The sequence below is a fragment of the Magnetovibrio sp. PR-2 genome (assembly GCF_036689815.1).
In the GTDB taxonomy this organism is placed as follows: domain Bacteria; phylum Pseudomonadota; class Alphaproteobacteria; order Rhodospirillales; family Magnetovibrionaceae; genus Magnetovibrio.
Genome location: NZ_JBAHUR010000020.1, coordinates 13,167 through 29,247 on the forward strand (window position 1 = coordinate 13,167; position 16,081 = coordinate 29,247).

General features: G+C 54.7%; 13 protein-coding genes. 8 read left to right on the top strand and 5 right to left on the bottom strand.

What is annotated here, in order from left to right:
* Positions 1–2: 2 nt before the first annotated feature.
* The 4 genes from V5T82_RS17045 to V5T82_RS17060 all read left to right on the top strand — a co-directional run bounded on the left by V5T82_RS17045 (position 3) and on the right by V5T82_RS17060 (position 4,987).
* On the top strand, positions 3–677 hold the full coding sequence (locus V5T82_RS17045) for an HdaA/DnaA family protein (protein ID WP_332896877.1): 675 nt from the start codon (positions 3–5) through the stop codon (positions 675–677).
* A 210-nt stretch (positions 678–887) separates the two neighbouring features.
* Positions 888–3,023, top strand: a complete 2,136-nt coding sequence (locus tag V5T82_RS17050; protein ID WP_332896878.1) for an RNA degradosome polyphosphate kinase — start codon at positions 888–890, stop codon at positions 3,021–3,023.
* A 22-nt stretch (positions 3,024–3,045) separates the two neighbouring features.
* Complete coding sequence (locus V5T82_RS17055) at positions 3,046–4,551, top strand: Ppx/GppA phosphatase family protein (RefSeq protein ID WP_332896879.1); 1,506 nt, start codon at positions 3,046–3,048, stop codon at positions 4,549–4,551.
* Between the two features lie 4 nt (positions 4,552–4,555).
* Positions 4,556–4,987, top strand: a complete 432-nt coding sequence (locus V5T82_RS17060; protein ID WP_332896880.1) for an acyl-CoA thioesterase — start codon at positions 4,556–4,558, stop codon at positions 4,985–4,987.
* Positions 4,988–5,000: 13 nt separating this feature from the next.
* Here V5T82_RS17060 and V5T82_RS17065 read toward each other — a convergent pair whose 3' ends face one another.
* The 3 genes from V5T82_RS17065 to V5T82_RS17075 all read right to left on the bottom strand — a co-directional run bounded on the left by V5T82_RS17065 (position 5,001) and on the right by V5T82_RS17075 (position 8,653).
* Entirely contained in the window at positions 5,001–6,137 is a 1,137-nt protein-coding gene (locus V5T82_RS17065) for a hypothetical protein (protein WP_332896881.1), read from the bottom strand.
* 67 nt (positions 6,138–6,204) lie between these two features.
* Entirely contained in the window at positions 6,205–6,861 is a 657-nt protein-coding gene (locus V5T82_RS17070) for a class I SAM-dependent methyltransferase (protein WP_332896882.1), read from the bottom strand.
* Positions 6,851–8,653 (bottom strand): ABC transporter transmembrane domain-containing protein, encoded by a 1,803-nt coding sequence (locus V5T82_RS17075; RefSeq protein ID WP_332896883.1) that lies wholly within the window; start codon positions 8,651–8,653, stop codon positions 6,851–6,853. The genes V5T82_RS17070 and V5T82_RS17075 overlap by 11 nt, the downstream gene beginning before the upstream one ends.
* A 148-nt stretch (positions 8,654–8,801) precedes the next feature.
* Between V5T82_RS17075 and V5T82_RS17080 the strand changes: the two genes are divergently transcribed.
* Together V5T82_RS17080 and V5T82_RS17085 are read left to right on the top strand one after the other, a co-directional pair.
* Positions 8,802–9,416, top strand: coding sequence for a hypothetical protein (locus tag V5T82_RS17080; RefSeq protein WP_332896884.1), 615 nt, complete (start codon positions 8,802–8,804; stop codon positions 9,414–9,416).
* 117 nt (positions 9,417–9,533) lie between these two features.
* The gene (locus V5T82_RS17085; protein ID WP_332896885.1) at positions 9,534–10,148 is read left to right on the top strand and encodes a hypothetical protein; all 615 of its coding nucleotides are present in this window, start codon (positions 9,534–9,536) and stop codon (positions 10,146–10,148) included.
* Positions 10,149–10,153: 5 nt separating this feature from the next.
* Here V5T82_RS17085 and rnd read toward each other — a convergent pair whose 3' ends face one another.
* The gene (gene rnd / locus V5T82_RS17090; RefSeq protein ID WP_332896886.1) at positions 10,154–11,323 is read right to left on the bottom strand and encodes a ribonuclease D; all 1,170 of its coding nucleotides are present in this window, start codon (positions 11,321–11,323) and stop codon (positions 10,154–10,156) included.
* 703 nt (positions 11,324–12,026) lie between these two features.
* Between rnd and V5T82_RS17095 the strand changes: the two genes are divergently transcribed.
* Positions 12,027–12,470 (top strand): thermonuclease family protein, encoded by a 444-nt coding sequence (locus V5T82_RS17095; protein ID WP_332896887.1) that lies wholly within the window; start codon positions 12,027–12,029, stop codon positions 12,468–12,470.
* Positions 12,471–12,675: 205 nt separating this feature from the next.
* Here the strand turns inward: V5T82_RS17095 and V5T82_RS17100 are convergent, their stop codons facing one another.
* Complete coding sequence (locus V5T82_RS17100) at positions 12,676–14,076, bottom strand: tetratricopeptide repeat protein (protein ID WP_332896888.1); 1,401 nt, start codon at positions 14,074–14,076, stop codon at positions 12,676–12,678.
* Positions 14,077–14,243: 167 nt separating this feature from the next.
* Here V5T82_RS17100 and V5T82_RS17105 point away from each other — a divergent pair, with 167 nt between their 5' ends.
* A complete protein-coding gene (locus tag V5T82_RS17105) occupies positions 14,244–16,058 on the top strand; it encodes an ATP-binding protein (RefSeq protein ID WP_332896889.1) in 1,815 nt (604 codons plus the stop codon).
* Positions 16,059–16,081: the final 23 nt, after the last annotated feature.

The window sequence follows — 16,081 nt, forward strand, 5'->3', positions numbered from 1 at the left end:
ACGTGACGGCGCGCCAAATTCCTTTCGATTTCGAACACCGTCCGGCTTTGGGTGGCGAAGATTTCCTGATCGCGCCCAGTAATGGAGAAGCCATCAGTTGGGTCGAGCGTTGGCCCGACTGGCCTGGACCCGTGTTGGTGATTTGTGGTCCCGAAGGGGCGGGTAAAACCCACTTGGCCCATGTGTTTCAGGCCCAAAGCGCAGCCAAAACCGTCACGTCGGACGCGCTTGCCCGCGACAATGCCGATGGGGTTCTGGCGGGGGCGAAAGCGCTGGTTTTGGAAGACGTCGAAACCTTCATAGAGCAAGGCTTGGCCGAAGAGGTTTTGCATCTCTATAACCTGTGCAAGGAAGAGGGGCTGAAAGTCTTGATGACCGCAACTCAGCCGCCTGCGCGGTGGGGGATTGTGTTGAAGGACCTGAGCTCACGCCTCAACACCGCACCTGTGGCTGAAATCAGCCCGCCCGATGATGCGCTGCTTACGGCTTTGATTGTGAAGCAGTTCGCAGACCGTCAATTGCACATCGACGCGGATGTGCTGAGCTACATGTTGGCGCGAATGGAGCGCTCTTTTGGCGGTGTGCGCCGCCTGATCACAGCTGTGGACGACGAAGCTATGGTGCAAAAACGCGCCATTACCGTTCCTCTGGTGCGCCAAGTTTTGGAAAAGCTCTAGGTCTGGTTTTGAACTTTTTGTGAAATCGTGACGAAGGGTCTTTGGGATACATGACAAAAGGGCGCTAAGCGATTAAACTGGCGTTGGAATTTCGTTCCCCACGGTGTCAAAACAGGTTTTGGCCGACCGTGAAGTTCCTGATCACATTCTATTTTCGCCATGAGGCTGCGTGACTTTATCGTGCAGCCATGTGTGCACAAGGTATTGGCAATGAACAAAATGGACACGCCGCGCATCAATCTCGATTCATCCGACCGTTTCATCAACCGCGAACTTTCGTGGCTGGCGTTCAACACCCGGGTGATGGAAGAAGCCAGCAACGAAAAGCACCCTTTGTTGGAACGTGTGCGATTCTTGAGCATTTCTGCAGCCAACTTGGACGAATTTTACATGGTTCGCGTCGCGGGTCTGAAAGGCCAAGACCGCGCGGGTGTCTCGACCTTATCCGAAGACGGCCTGACCCCAGCGCAGCAGCTGCAAGCCATCAACGAGGCCACGCACAAACTGATGACCAGCCAGCAAGACTGCTGGAAAGCGTTGCAAGACCTGCTGCACAAAGAAGGCATCAAGGTTCTCAAACACACAGAAGTTTCGGACCGGGACACCAAGTGGTTGGAAAGCTATTTCTTGGATCACATTTTCCCGGTGTTGACGCCATTGGCGATTGATCCGGCGCATCCGTTCCCGTTCATTCCGAACTTAGGTTTTTCGCTGGTGATGCTGTTGCAGCGCCGCGACACCAAAGAACATTTGCGTGCGCTGTTGCCGTTGCCGCACTTGATCGAACGCTTCGTGCGCCTGCCGGGCGCGGCCATTCGCTTTATCCCCATCGAAGAAGTGGTGGAGATGTTCTTGGACCGTTTGTTCCCGAACTACGAGCCCATGCAAATCGGCAATTTCCGCATCATTCGCGACAGCGAAATGGAAATTGATGAAGAAGCCGAAGATTTGGTGCGCACGTTTGAAAGCGCATTGAAACGCCGTCGCCGTGGTTCAGTCATTCGCTTGACGTTTAACAAAGGCATCTTCGACGACTTGGCGCGCATCATCATCGATGAAATTGATGTGGACGAAGAAGACGTCTTCCACTTAGGCGGCATTTTGGGCATGGCGGACTTGTCGCAGTTGATCGTCAAAGAACGCCCCGACTTGTTGTTCGAACCGTTCAATGCGCGCTTCCCCGAACGGGTGCGCGACTTTGGCGGCAACGTGTTCCAGGCCATTCGCAAAAAAGACATGGTGGTGCATCACCCCTATGAAAGCTTCGACGTTGTGGTTCAGTTCGTGCGCCAAGCCGCACGCGACCCCAAAGTCGTTGCCATCAAGCAAACATTGTACCGCACATCCAACGACAGCCCCATTGTCGAAGCTTTGATCGAAGCTGCCGAAGCGGGCAAATCCGTCACCGCGATGGTGGAGCTGAAAGCGCGTTTTGACGAAGAAGCCAACATCCGCTGGGCACGCGATTTGGAACGCGCCGGTGTGCAGGTGGTCTACGGCTTTATCGATAAAAAGACACACGCCAAAGTGAATTTGGTGGTGCGCCGCGAATCCCACGGCATGCGCGCCTACGTGCACTACGGCACGGGCAACTATCACCCGATTACGGCGAAGGTTTATACCGACCTGTCGTTCTTCACCTGCGATCCGGCCTTAACGGCGGACGCGGCGCGGCTGTTCAACTACATGACCGGTTACGCCAGCCCCGAAGATATGGAAAAACTCAGCTATTCGCCGCTGACCATGCACGATTTCTTGCTCGAACAGATCGAAAATGAAATCAAAAATGCCAAGGCAGGTAAACCGTCGGGCATTTGGGCGAAGATGAATTCGGTGGTGGACCCGGCGTTGATCGACGCCATGTACCGCGCCTCCAACGCAGGTGTCAAAATCGAATTGGTGATCCGCGGGATTTGTTGCTTGCGTCCGGGCATTCCGGGCATGTCGGAAAACATCCGGGTGCGCTCCATCGTCGGGCGCTATTTGGAACATTCGCGCATCGTCGCCTTCGCCAACGGCCAAGACCTGCCGTCGCGTGCGGCCAAGGTCTATATCTCTTCGGCCGATTGGATGCCGCGCAACCTGTATCGCCGCCTCGAAACGTTGGTGCCCATCGAAAACCCGACGGTGCACCGCCAAGTCTTGGACGAAATCATGGGCGTCAGCCTGCGCGATACGGAACAAAGCTGGGTGTTGAGTGCAGACGGGTCTTACGACCGCGTGGTCGAGATGGAGAACCCTTTGAGTGCACACCACTACTTTATGACGTCCGAAAGCGTTTCGGGTCGTGGTTCCGGTACCAAGGGCAAAACCAAGTCTGCTAAAAAGAAAAAAACGAATAAGTAAAGCGTGGTGAACACACACCTTGATGACGACCACTCTCCCTTTTGACAGCATCCATTCGGCCGGACAGCACGGGCGTGTGGCGGTGGTGGATATCGGCTCGAACTCTGTGCGCTTGGTGGTCTATGACGCACCGACGCGCCTGCCTATTCCCATGTACAACGAAAAAGCCCAGTGTGCGTTGGGGCGTGGACTTGGCGCTTCGGGGGTGTTGAACCCCAACGGTGTTGAATGTGCCATGTCCAGTGTGGTGCGTTTCGCAGGTCTTGCCGAAGCCATGGGCGTTGAAAACTTCGTGTTGGTCGCCACCGCAGCGGTACGTGAAGCCAAAGACGGCGAAGCATTTGTTGCCGATGTGCGCGACGCCATTGGCCGAGATATTCAAGTCTTGTCGGGTGAAGAAGAAGCCAAGTACGCAGCCTTGGGCTTGCTCATGGGTGTGCCGCACGCGGACGGCGTGATCGGCGATTTGGGTGGCGGGTCCTTGGATATGGTGGGGCTGGAACATGGCGATTTTTCTAAATCCACAACGTTGCCCTTTGGCCATTTGCGCTTAGGCGAAGCCGCTGAAGGCAATCCCGAAATCGCGCGCGATTTGGTCACTGCCGAAATGTCAAAACTGAATTGGCTCAAAGGCGTGAAGGGCCGCACAGTCTATGCAGCGGGCGGTTCGTGGCGCGCCATTGCCCGGATACTCATCGATCAGACCTCGCACCCCTTGCATGTGGTGGACAACTTCACCATTGGTGCGGAGCAGGCGAAAAAAATCCTCCACTTGATCAGCGGGGCTGGGCGTCATTCTTTAGATCTCATCCCCGGTGTCCCCAAAAAACGTATTGAGACGTTGCCGTTTGCCGCTGCCGCTTTGGAAGGCATGTTGGAAGTGACCCAGGCTTCACAACTGCAGTTTTCCGGCTTTGGTATGCGCGAAGGGGTGTTGCTGTCGTGCTTGGACGATGATTTGCGCAAGCAAGACCCATTGCTGGCGGCGTGCAAAACCATGGCGGAACGCACCGGACGTTTTTCGGTCAAAGGTCGGGAAATGCTGGTGTGGATGTCGCCATTGTTTCCCGATGAAACGCCGGAAGAATACCGCTTGCGGTATGCTGCCTGTTTGCTCAGCGATATCGGCTGGAACGAACACCCGGACTATCGCGCTGAACACTCGTTCTTGCGCACGCTGCGTGTGCCATATGCCGGCCTGACGCATGCCGAGCGCGCCTTGTTGGCTGCCACCATTTATGTGCGTCAAAACGGGGACTTGGCTGATCCGTTGATCCGTCCGTTCTTAGGGTTGTTGGACGTGGGGCAGTTGTCTTGGATCAAAACGACGGGCTTGGCCATGCGCTTGGGCCACACCATTTCGGGCAGTGCGCCCGGCGTGTTGGCAGACACGCACTTGGAAGTGACCAAAGAAAAACTGTGGTTACACGTCAATGACACTAGCCGCCATGCGCTGATCAGTGAAGCCGTGCGGCGTCGCTTAAAAACCCTTGGCAAATCCTTTGGGTTGAAGGGCAAAGTGGGCTGAGGCCATGACCGATGTTTCGACCCTTGACGACTTCCCGTTCCAAACCTTCGATAAAATCCGTTACGGTGACACAGACCGCCAAGGCCATGTGAACAATGCTGTGTTCACCACCTACTTGGAGACGGGGCGTTGTGAGGTCTTGTATAATCCTGACAACGGTTTGCTGTTGGACGCGACCTCATTTGTGATTGCGCGCGTGGATGTACACTTTGTCGCCGAAATCAATTGGCCGGGGCGGGTGGAAATCGGCACGGGTATCAGCAAAGTGGGCAACAGCTCAATCGGCCTTCATCAAGCCGTGTTCCAAGACGGGACCTGCGTGTGCCGCGCGGACTCGGTGATTGTTCAAATGAACGATGCCACGCGGAAGTCGCAACCGTTGTCTGATGTGGCGATAAGGTTCTTCGAAACACATTATATGACGGACAGTGCATAGACGACAATATAGCTCAGCTGTTTGATGCGAATTTGTAGAGGATATTATTCTTCTTACTTAGAAGAGTCTTGAGATGTTTTTGTTCAACCAAAACATCAAGTTCCCTGCGGATTTCATTTGTGGAGAATAACTCAAAACTTTCATAGCCAGCTTGTTTGGAGCCCCACTTTTGGATGCGTAGAGGGGAAAAGCCCCATTTTGAATATTGCTTCAAGAAAGCAAGTAATTCAGACCGCAGATTATATTCTGTGACGGGTTCAGTCTGTTTTAGATCATACTCACTGTAGGTTTGGTTCAGGCTGTCAAAGGTTTTGGTCTCAGCATCAAATTTTACAACAGGAATACCTCTGAACTGAGATGAGACCCGCGAAGAATGCGGTACAATAATGAGCGGTTGCACAGCGGCCTTGGTCCTCCGTTCTTTTAGGTAGCCCTCATATGCCGATTTATACAGTTCCAGTTGTTCAACTGCATTGATTAAGGCGGAGGGCCGTTCGGCTACCTTAATTTCAATAATGTAGTGCACAGCCTTCGTTTGGATAATGGCATCAAGCAAGTACGTTTTCGGACCTGATGTGATTTTCGCCATCCCTAGTACATCCTGGAATTCAAAGGGGATGTTCTTTTGATTGAGGTTGGTTATTACAGCCTCTTCGAAGGCCATGGCTTGGTTTACGAGGTCTGCTTTGATGGGAGTATGAACAGGTTCTTCAAGCCCATCTTCGATTCCCTCAGGCCCCACATCTTCAGGGCTAATGGGCTCCACAGCCTCAACATCATCAGCATCTGTATTGCTTGTATCTCTCGCAAGGTCAGCCTCAGCCTTACGTTTTGCTTCTTCCTTGTTCGCGTCGGCTATGAGGTAGTCGAAAAACTTTTCACTTCGCATAGACAAGGCAAAGATTTTTTCCAAAAACTGTGTGTCCGTGATTGTCGTGGCAACAACAAAGATAGAAATAAAATAAACCCAGTTATCATTGGAGGAGAATGCAATGGCTAGCACAAAAAGAGAGCCGATAAGCTGCGTTTGAAGCTTTTGGTTAGCATTTCTGAAGATAGTGATAATCCCCAGAAGTGCTGTCAGTGCAAAAATGGCTGCGAGTGTTTTTGGGGTATGAAGCAAAGAGAGCGCTTTAGCCAACGTGTCCATAGTTTGCCTCAATACAATTGCTCAATGGTGCGGCACTGATTATAGAAGTATTGATCGACTATGCAACTCATGCATGTTCATTGAAGTGGTTCTTCCGCCACACACTTGCCAACCACGGTTGTTCATGGCGGGGCTTTCCTTCCGGGCGGTAGTAGTGGTGCAGCTCTTCAAAGCCTGCGTCTTGGCAGTATGTGCGCCAGCTGTTCCAGGTGTGGTAACAGCAAAAGCGTTCGCCCGAGAAGCCTTCTTCCACATCGCTGTCGCTGTGCATTAAGCGTGGGATGGAGCTGAACAGGACGCCGCTGGGCTTTAAGCTGGCGTGGAGTTCTTTTAAAACGCGGGGGAGTTCTGCGTTGGGCACATGGAACAACGTGGCGTTGGCGAAGATACCGTCGAAGCGTTGGTCTTCTAAATCGAGGGACAAAAAGTCTTGATGCAAAACCTCGCATCCCGTTTGGGCATGCGCCATGTCAACGAAGGCGGGCGAGCCGTCCAGTCCAACGGGCGTGTGGCCTTGGGACTGAAAGTAGACCAAGTCCCGTCCGGGACCGCAGCCTAAGTCCAAGATGGTATACGGCGCTTCGCCTTCGATGGCGTCCAGAAGGGCTTGGTAGTTTTGCGTGACGTCGTGATCCCATGTGCCTTCTTTGAACCCGTCTGCTGAGCGGGTGTAGTGGTTCAACGTGCGGGCCATGGCGGCGCTGTGTTCGGATTTAGGAGGCAAGTTTCTTTTCTCCTGTATCCACATCGAATTGCAGCGCAGCTAAGTGGGCATAAAGCGGCGAAGTTTTGAGCAGTTCTTCGTGGGTCCCCAACGCGACGATCTTTCCGTGTTCCATCACGGCAATGCGGTCGGCATTGACCACGGTGGCAAGCCTGTGGGCGATCACCAATGTTGTGCGGCCTTGTTTGAGGGTTTCCAGGGCTTCTTGCACCAAGCGTTCGCTTTCTGCGTCCAGGGCGCTGGTGGCTTCGTCCAGCAACAAAATTGATGGGTCGCGAAGAAGTGCGCGAGCCAGCGAGATGCGTTGACGTTGACCACCAGACAGCCGCACGCCTTTTTCGCCCAAGAACGTCTCAAACCCATCGGGCAGGGCGTCCAAGAATTCAGCCGCTGCTGCAGCCTTGGCAGCTTCGCGTACGTCCTCGTCGCTGGCGTCAGGGCGGCCATAGCGAATGTTTTCCAAACCCGATGTGCCAAACAATACCGGGTCTTGCGGCACCAAGGCAAAGCGTTCGCGCAAGGCCGTCGGGTCGGCTGTTTTCGCGTCAATGCCGTCCACCAAGACAGCCCCCGTGCCTGGGTCGTAAAATCGCAACAGCATTTGAAACACGGTGGATTTGCCCGCGCCGGACGGGCCCACCAAAGCAACGGTCTCGCCGGGCTGCACGTCTAGGGTGAACGCATCCAAAGCGGCCATATTCGGGCGGGCGGGGTAGTGGAAGGTGACGTCGTCGAACTTCACGCGGCCTTGGGCGGGTGTGGGCAGGGCTATGGGAGTGTTCGGGGCTTGGATGTCGGGCTCGGCTTCCAACAGCTCGATCAAGCGTTCGGTTGCCCCGGCGGCGCGTTGCAGCTCGCCATAGACTTCGCTCATCACACCGACAGACACGGCGACGAGGGCTGCGTAATAGATAAATGCCGCAAGTTCACCGCCGGAAATGTCACCGGCCATCATTTGACGTCCGCCAACCCATAACACTACGCCGATGGCGCTGAACACCAGCAAGATGACCACTGCCATAAGTGCGCCACGTGTACGGATGCGGCGAACGGCCGTGTCGAAAGCGTTGCTGACTTCAACACCAAAGCGTCCCCGGTCCACCGCTTCGTGGGTGAAGGCCTGGACCGTGGACATGGCGTTGATGGTTTCTTCGGCAAATGCGCCGACGTCGGCGACGCGGTCTTGGCTGGCGCGCGACAGTTTGCGCACGCGCCGCCCGAAAATCAAAATGGGAAAGACCACCACAGGTACCACCATCAGCACCATGGCGGTGAGCTGCACGTTGGTGACAAACAGCATGATGATGCCGCCGATCAAGTTCAAAAGATTCCGCAATGCGACAGACGCACTCGATCCGATGACGGATTGTAGCAACGTCGTGTCCGTGGTCAGACGGGAAAGCACTTCGCCCGTTTTGGTGGTTTCGAAAAATCCGGTGTGCAGGGATAGTACGCGATCAAACACGGCCTGGCGCAAATCGGCGACCATGCGCTCACCCAGCCAAGACACCAGATAAAACCGGGCAAAGGTGCCCAACGCCATAATCACAGACAGCGCCATCAGCAAATAAAGCGCTTGATCCAGTGCGCCCGCATTACCATCTCCAAAACCGCCGTCGATCAGTTGTTTCAGACCTTGACCCAGGCCCAACACGGCCATGCCTGTCACCACCAAAGCCACAGCTGCCATGGCTACGCGGGTTTTGTAAGGCGTTAAAAAGCCGATGGTGCGGCGTAGATATTTCAGGTTTTTGCCTTTGGGGCGGTCAAAGGCTTTTGCGTTGCTGGACAAGTTGAAGTGCTCCGAAATTTTGTTCTCTTGAATATGGGGCAAATATGAGGTCCGGCAACCCTTTGAACAGGGCTAGTCTTTTTCGCTAGGTTGTAATCATTCTACAAAAAGAGCATGGTGGCTTGCCGGGCAATGAGGAGGGTTTACCATGTTTAGACAAGCGTACGGTCAAAAGGCCGCCGTTGGCGTTGCTTTTTGCGCGTTAATGGGATTCGGGTTGAGTGCAGAGGGTGCAGAATTTGATCTGAACGATCCCGCATGGTCAGTCAACAAATCTCAAACAGCCTTGGTTCACAAAAATTCAGGCATGCATTTTTCCAAAACCTTAGGTGCGTTTGTGTTGGATAAGAACATCGTGCACGACAACCAGGGCAAAAGCGTCAGCGTTGTCTATTTGGCCAAAGTGAAAGACAAGCAGGTTAAGGCCACAATCTCTGTGCAAACGGAAGAAACGCGCAGCATCGACCAATTGTTCAAAGTCAGCGCGATGGCCTTGGGCTTGCGGTTTGGGAATATCAAACCCTACAAACAGGCCAACATCAAACTTTCAACGAAGCGTGGGAAATTGAAGGGTAAAGCTGCCGCCTACAACGTTGTGCAAAAAGATCAAAGCGTTCAAAATGATACGCGGCTTTACATGTTTAAGATGGGTAGAAATCTCATCAAAGTCCAAACCAGCCATCCCATGGGCTTCGTGCGTGGCGGTGCGCTGATCCACACGGATCTTCTCAAAGAATTGAACTGGGCAAGCCTGAAACGCTGATGTGTTCGGTTTGATTTACAACCCCAAATACATCCGGGCGCATAATGCATATGGCGAGTTGATAAAATCTGTCATCATTATCAGATTATGTGAGCCAGACAATGAACGGGGGTCGTCATGTTTGTAAATCACAAAATGGTCCTTAGTGCTGCGATCATCGCGGCAAGCTCAACGTTGTTTTTCGTCAACACGACACGTGCCCAAGAAGATCCGTTTGGGATCGTTCCTATCTGGGAACATAGCCAGGAAGAACAAGCCCTGATTCACGCCAAAAGCGGCATGGTCTTTCCGGAAATCTTGGGCGGTTTTCAGCTTAACAAAAGCGAAGCAGCCGACAATGAAGGTGACAACGTTAGTGTCGTTTACACTGGTGGCAACGAACAAAAATTCGTTGAAGCCATTGTTTCTTTACAGTTGGGCGAGAAGCGATCTTTGGAGCAATGCTTCAAAGTCAGCTCTGCCGCGTTCGGCCTGCGCAACGGCAACACGAAGCCTTACAAAACCGCAGATATCAAAATTCCAACCAATGACGGCATAGGCCTGAGCGGCAAAGCTGCGGCTTATCGTTTGCCGAAGTCGGATGGGGATGAGGTCGTGGACACGCGCCTCTATATGTTCAAGATCGGCACGGTGTTGGTGAAAATAAAAACGCGCCATCCCGACGGCTACGCCGAAGGCAGCGCGATGATCCACAACGATTTGCTGAAGTCCATGAAATGGACGGGCGGCTGAAGGCTTTAAGCTTCGTCGCCGTTTGAATTGTCCAACAGTACGACCTTTTTGTTTTTAATAGCCAGTCCCATTTCACCGGAGCGGAGCTTCAATGCCGCTTCGCCGAACAGCTCGAAACGCCAGCCTTCCATGGCGGAGACTTTGGCTTCGTCGCCGTAAGCTGCGATTTGATCGATGTCGGCGGCGTTGGCGATGAGCTTTTGTGCCACGCCTGTTTGCTCGCACGTCATTTTCAAAAAGACCTTCAATAAGTCCGCCACCGGGCCGATGCCGGCGGGGAGTTCTTGCTTCTTTTTGACTTTGGGCAATTGATCGTCGGGAACGGCGAGACCGCGTTCCACGGCTTTTAAAATGTCGGCCCCTTGCGGGCCTTTGGCCATGCGGTCGCCAAGGCCGCGCGTGCGTGCCAGGTCGTTCGGGTTTTTCGGCGCGTGGTGGGCGATTTCCATCAGTGCGTCATCGCGCAAAATGCGGTTGCGCGGAATGTCGCGCTTTTGTGCTTCACGTTCGCGCCACGCGGCCAGCTCTTTCAACAAAACAGCAACGCGCGGTTTGGGGTTACGCGACTTGATGCGTTTGTGGGCTTGCTCCGGGTCGCCTTCGTAGGTGCTGGGCGAGGTCAGAATTCCCATTTCGGACTCTAACCATGCTTCACGCCCATTTTGTTCCAGCTTTTTCGAAAGCTTGCGATAGGCATCGCGCAGGTGCGTCACGTCGGACAGGGCGTAGGCAATCTGTTTGTCGGACAGCGGGCGGCGCGACCAGTCGGTGAAGCGCGACGATTTATCGACTCGCGCTTTGGTGAGCTTCGCGATCAAGTTCTCATAGCCCACCTGATCGCCAAACCCACACACCATGGCGGCGACTTGGCTGTCGAACAGCGGTGCGGGAACTTTGCCCGTCAGGTGATGGAAAATTTCCAAATCCTGGCGTGCGGCGTGAAAGACTTTGAGAACCGACGTGTCGTCCATCAAATCGAACAGGGGGGCTAGATCAATACCGGGCGCCAACGCGTCAATGGCGACAGCTTCGTCGGGACCTGCGACTTGGACGAGGCACAGCTTCGGCCAATAGGTGTTTTCGCGCATGAACTCGGTGTCCACGGTGACAAACGGCGTGCCTTTTAAGGAATCGCAGAACTGAACCAGTTCGGATGTTTTGGTAATCATAGTCATGGAGAGGGGTTTTACACGGATTCCTGAGAAATAGGAAGGGGGCAGGCTGAGAGGCCGCCCCCCTCACCCTCCCAGCGCTTGCGCGCCGGGCCCCCTCTCCCTCAGGCAGAGGGAACCCGCACACCGCCACACTTTCCCCCTCTCCACCCACCGGGGTGAGAGGGCCGGGGTGAGGGGGCTTCGCGGTTAGGCTCTGACGTGAGACCCACCCCCAACCGTCACCCCGGACCTGATCCGGGGTCCATGGGCGGGGGCAGAGCCGGAAGGGTTGGTTTTGAACCACAGAGTGCACAGAGTGCACAGAGCTTTTCTTTTCCCTCTGTGGGCTCTGTGGTGAAAAAAACCGCCTGTGCCTGTGACACGTGGACTGCGAAAATCTCTTTTATGTTTCCAAGGCTTATGCCATCCTACAAGAAGCGGTGGAGACGCTCTGCCGCTGGGGCTTTACAACCCCTCAGTTACCAAATTTTGCGCCTGAAACATGGCGTGCGCCCTGACTTTTTTGGTCGGGGGGCCTGTGACGTATGTCCAGGTTCCCCGGAACTAAAGGTCACAGGGACCGTTGGTAACTGCGGTTTGTAAACCCCCCGATCACCTAAAGTAAGGGTCACACGCTGGCGATGGACGCGTCGCCCACGCGTGTCCGCTGGTGGTTGAGGTGGTTTCTCGCTGGCTTGTGGTTTGCCTGTGGGCGCACGCGTTTTTGGCACACGCACTCTGGGCACAAGTGCAGGCGCTTGACGGCGCACGGGTTATTGACGGCGACACCTTGGAGGTGAACGGCGAACGCCATCGTTTGCACGGCATTGACGCCCCCGAACGTGGGCAAACGTGCACAACCGCGTCCGCTTCACCCTGGCCCTGCGGACAAGCCGCAGCGGATGCCTTGCGCGAGCACATCGCGGGGCGTGCCGTCACCTGCATGGCGAACGGGCGCGGACGATATGGACGCCTGATTTCCGTCTGTCGCGTTGGGGATGAGGACTTAGGCCGCTGGCTGGTTAAGCACGGCTGGGCAGTGGCGTATCGTCGTTATTCAAAAGCGTATGTTGCAGATGAGGACGATGCCCGCGAAGCCCAGCTCGGCCTCTGGTCCGGCAAGTTTACGTTGCCTTGGGACTGGCGAAAGCAGCGGCGTACACGGTGAATGTTTTGAACCACAGAGGACACAGAGTGCACAGAGCTTTTCTTTTTCCTCTGTGTCCTCTGTGCACTCTGTGGTGAAAAAAACATGACGAAACACAAACACCGTCGCTCCCGTGCAAACGGGAGCCTAGGGGCGGCAACGCACAATTTTCGTGAGGTTCTGGATTCCCGCTTTCGCGGGAATGACGGGGAGGGGGGGGGAGGTGTTACGCGCCGTCCTCGGTCGCACGGGCCTCATTGTCACATCCAACGTCGTCCAGCCACCCTTGAAGCTTTTCGACCATATGCGGCATGCCGATAGCGGCGAACAGCTCAAGCGCCTGATGCCACAAGCGGCAAGCTTCGTTCATATCCCCGCGTTGTTTGGCAATGTAGCCCAAGTTGACGTAACTGGTCGCCATGCCTTCCTTGTAGCCTAGTTCTTCGCTAATCGTGAGGGATTTGGTGATGAAGTCCTTGGCCTTATACAATTTGCCCTGGGTTAGGGTGATGAGGCCTAAGTTGCCGTAATTGGCCACCATGCATTCCTTGTAGTCTAGTTCTTCGCTAATCGTGAGGGCTTTGGCATGAAAGTCCTTGGCCTTGTCCAGTTGGCGCCGGTCTTGGGCGATGATGCCTAAGTTGCCGTAGTTGGCTGCCATGCCTTCCTTGCTATCCAGCTCTCCGTTGATGGCGAGGGCTTTAGTGTGGAAGTCCTCGGCTTTGTCCAAGACGCCCCGGATTTTGGCGATGACGCCCAAGTTGCCGTACTGGTTCGCCATGCCTTCCTTGCAGCCCAGTTCTTCGTTAATCATGAGGGCTTTGGTGTGGAAATCCTCGGCCTTGTCCAAGTCGCCCTGGGTAAGGGCGATGTTGCCCAAGTTGTTATACTGGTTCGCCACGCCTTCCTTGCAGTCCAGTTCTTCCTCAATCGTGAGGGCTTTGGTGAAGAAGTCCTCGGCCTGGTCCAAGTCGCCCCGGGTTTTGGCGATGATGCCTAAGTTGCCTGTGGCAGCAGCTATGGTGGGTTTGTCTGCCGAAGTATTACCTAGGGCCAGGACTTTTTCGAAGGCCCGTTCCGCTCCGCTCAAATCGCCCAATCGATGTTTGAGTTGCCCCAATTCATTCCAGGCCTCGGCATCGTCCGGGTCCAATTCAGTAGCTTGTTTGTACGCGGCGAGGGCTTTTGGGGTGTCGTGCAGGAACGCCAGCGCACCGATGTGCTTGGCAGCCTGGGCGGCTTCTTGGTGGGCTTTGGTTCCTTCGGCTTTTTTGGCTTCCAGGATGGTTTGGAAGATGGCTTCGGCCTGGGTGGTGTCGCCTTGTTTCAGGTGCTCGAGGGCGAGATCAATGGTTTCGGGGGTATCCGTGGCATCAGGGTCTGATTTTTCTGCCGTCAGGGCGTCAACAGCCTTGCGTAAGGTGTCAATGGTTTGCTGCTGATCATCGATTTGGCGACCATATTTTTCTTTCAAAGCATCAACGACAATTTCAGTTGTTTCGCCATGAGAAGGCGGCGGCAGGGGCTGGTGGTTGAACTTGCGTGCGATCAGCCAGCCAGCTCCGGCCAATAAAACAGGCCCGGCCCAGACGATATGCTTATCAAATAAAGTCCAAAACTCTTCCATGCCCCAAACTCCACCACCCCGCGAACCTTCCCACACCCAAAAAGTGTGCCTTTTCTAAGCCCAATCGGTTGCCTTAATTTTTACACTAAAAAATGGAACATTTTAATTTTGGAGCGAATTGGTAGACTGACGCCGAAAGAATCGTAAGCCGTAGAGTGGGGACATCCATGCCACCGGCAAAAACAAAAGCGATCAAGCTTGAGGACATCATGGGGCGACCCGTGAGCTTGGATGAGTGCTGGGAAGTCGCCGACTTCTTGTTGGCATGCCTTACTCATGTGACCAACGCGCGGCCTTTGTTCGGTGTTTTTCATGCCGAAACCGGAGAACTGACCTGGACCGCCGGTGGTGCTGAAGTCTTTTCCATTTTGTACCCCTACATTGACGAGCAGACGGGTATCAACGTTTCGTGCCTGAACAGTTTGATGGCGTTGTTCGGTATTCCCGAAGACGACTATGCAGACATCGTTGAAACCGGAAAGAAGCTGGCTCCCGGATCGTCATTGTCCGTGATGAAACATTTGGTCGGGCGGGATACGCGGGCGTTTCGCATGGGGATGCGCCGCCGTGTGGGTGAAAACGCCCACGAAGTTCAATTTTCCATGGTTGATGTCACACCGTTCCGCGACACCGCCCGGCGCACCCAGGCCATGGCGGAGCAACTCGTCAAAGGCCTGAACGCACCTCTGGGCGACAGCTCTGCACGCGATATTCTCGACACTGTTTTGCAGGATTTGGACGCTTTATTTGCGCTTGACGACGCTGAGAAAATCGAGGCCTTGACCCAGGATATGAGCACACGCGTGACCCAGGCTTCTCAGCTGATGATCCAGGTGCTGTTATCTTTCGAACAAGATGCAGGCGGTGCGGCGCAATGGCAGCCCCAGACCTTGGACCTAAGCCTGCGCCCGGTGATATCCGTTCACAACCTGCCCATTGACGATTGGCACGATGTCTACAACCAAGTTTTGGTGATCGAAGACGGCGTGCCTTCCATTATCGCCGATCTCGCAGACCGGGTGAAACTTGCCTACAGTTTTGTGTGCAATGCGACCTCGACAATGTTGATATCACCGACCGAAGAACGCTATTTTGCCCTCAACGGGCCTGCGGCGGGAAAGCAGTTTTCGACCATCGAAGAGCTGGTGCGCGGCATCGGCGTCGAAGAAAACTCCACCCGCACCGCAGTGGAGTTTTTCTCCGGTCTGAAAGAGGAGCCCAAGCTGGGCCTGTTTGCCGTGAACGGTGAAAACGTGCAGGCCTGGGGGCGGCCTGGGCTTTATGGTGGATGGCAATCCACACTGGTGCCCGCCATGCAAACCGGGCGCATCGGCGGTGTGGACGTGCGCGGGCTGTTCCATGGCCTGAAAAACCTGCTGCTGCATCTGCAAGTTCTTTACGTCGTCAAAACCCGCAAAGACGTTGACGAAGTTCGCGAAGGGTTGACGGAAACCTCAACCAAAATCCATGAACGCCTGAGCGACCTTGAGCGCATCACCAAAACCGGTAAGCGAGTAGAACGTCTGACCTCCGAATACGTCGGCCAATGGCTGAGTGCAGCGAAAAAAGTCGAAGGCGTGGTCGAGGGTGAGGTGGAAGTGGTCGCGGATGATGCCGAATACATAAAAATCCCTGCTGTGGCCTCGGAAATGGAAGACACCATGGAAGAATTGGTGCGCAACGCCTTCCAACACGGGGCCGACTTGGTCGTCGTTGGGGCGATGAAAAAGGGCGATCATTTGTGCATGCATGTCACCGACAACGGTCCGGGTATGAGTGATGACAAGTTTGAGCAGCTGCAAAACGTGTTGGAAAACCGCGTTTACGACCCAGAGCTTTCGACTCGCACGGACGGCACCGGAAACGGTTTGTTGTCCGCCGCCCAAGCCGTTTCGCGCTTCGTGGATGGGCATTTGGGGGTGACGCCGGGACCGGGCGGAAAGGGCGTCAAAGTCCACATTTCCATGAAGCTGCCCACGTGATCCCAGAATAAGTCAAATTTTGA

Bases quoted from the DNA above. Each gene is read 5' to 3' on its own strand.
- V5T82_RS17105 (WP_332896889.1), top strand. From the start codon at position 14,244: ATGCCACCGGCAAAAACAAAAGCGATCAAGCTTGAGGACATCATGGGG.
- V5T82_RS17085 (WP_332896885.1), top strand. From the start codon at position 9,534: ATGTTTGTAAATCACAAAATGGTCCTTAGTGCTGCGATCATCGCGGCA.
- V5T82_RS17065 (WP_332896881.1), bottom strand. From the start codon at position 6,137: ATGGACACGTTGGCTAAAGCGCTCTCTTTGCTTCATACCCCAAAAACA.
- rnd (WP_332896886.1), bottom strand. From the start codon at position 11,323: ATGACTATGATTACCAAAACATCCGAACTGGTTCAGTTCTGCGATTCC.
- V5T82_RS17100 (WP_332896888.1), bottom strand. From the start codon at position 14,076: ATGGAAGAGTTTTGGACTTTATTTGATAAGCATATCGTCTGGGCCGGG.
- V5T82_RS17055 (WP_332896879.1), top strand. From the start codon at position 3,046: ATGACGACCACTCTCCCTTTTGACAGCATCCATTCGGCCGGACAGCAC.
- V5T82_RS17060 (WP_332896880.1), top strand. From the start codon at position 4,556: ATGACCGATGTTTCGACCCTTGACGACTTCCCGTTCCAAACCTTCGAT.
- V5T82_RS17080 (WP_332896884.1), top strand. From the start codon at position 8,802: ATGTTTAGACAAGCGTACGGTCAAAAGGCCGCCGTTGGCGTTGCTTTT.
- V5T82_RS17050 (WP_332896878.1), top strand. From the start codon at position 888: ATGAACAAAATGGACACGCCGCGCATCAATCTCGATTCATCCGACCGT.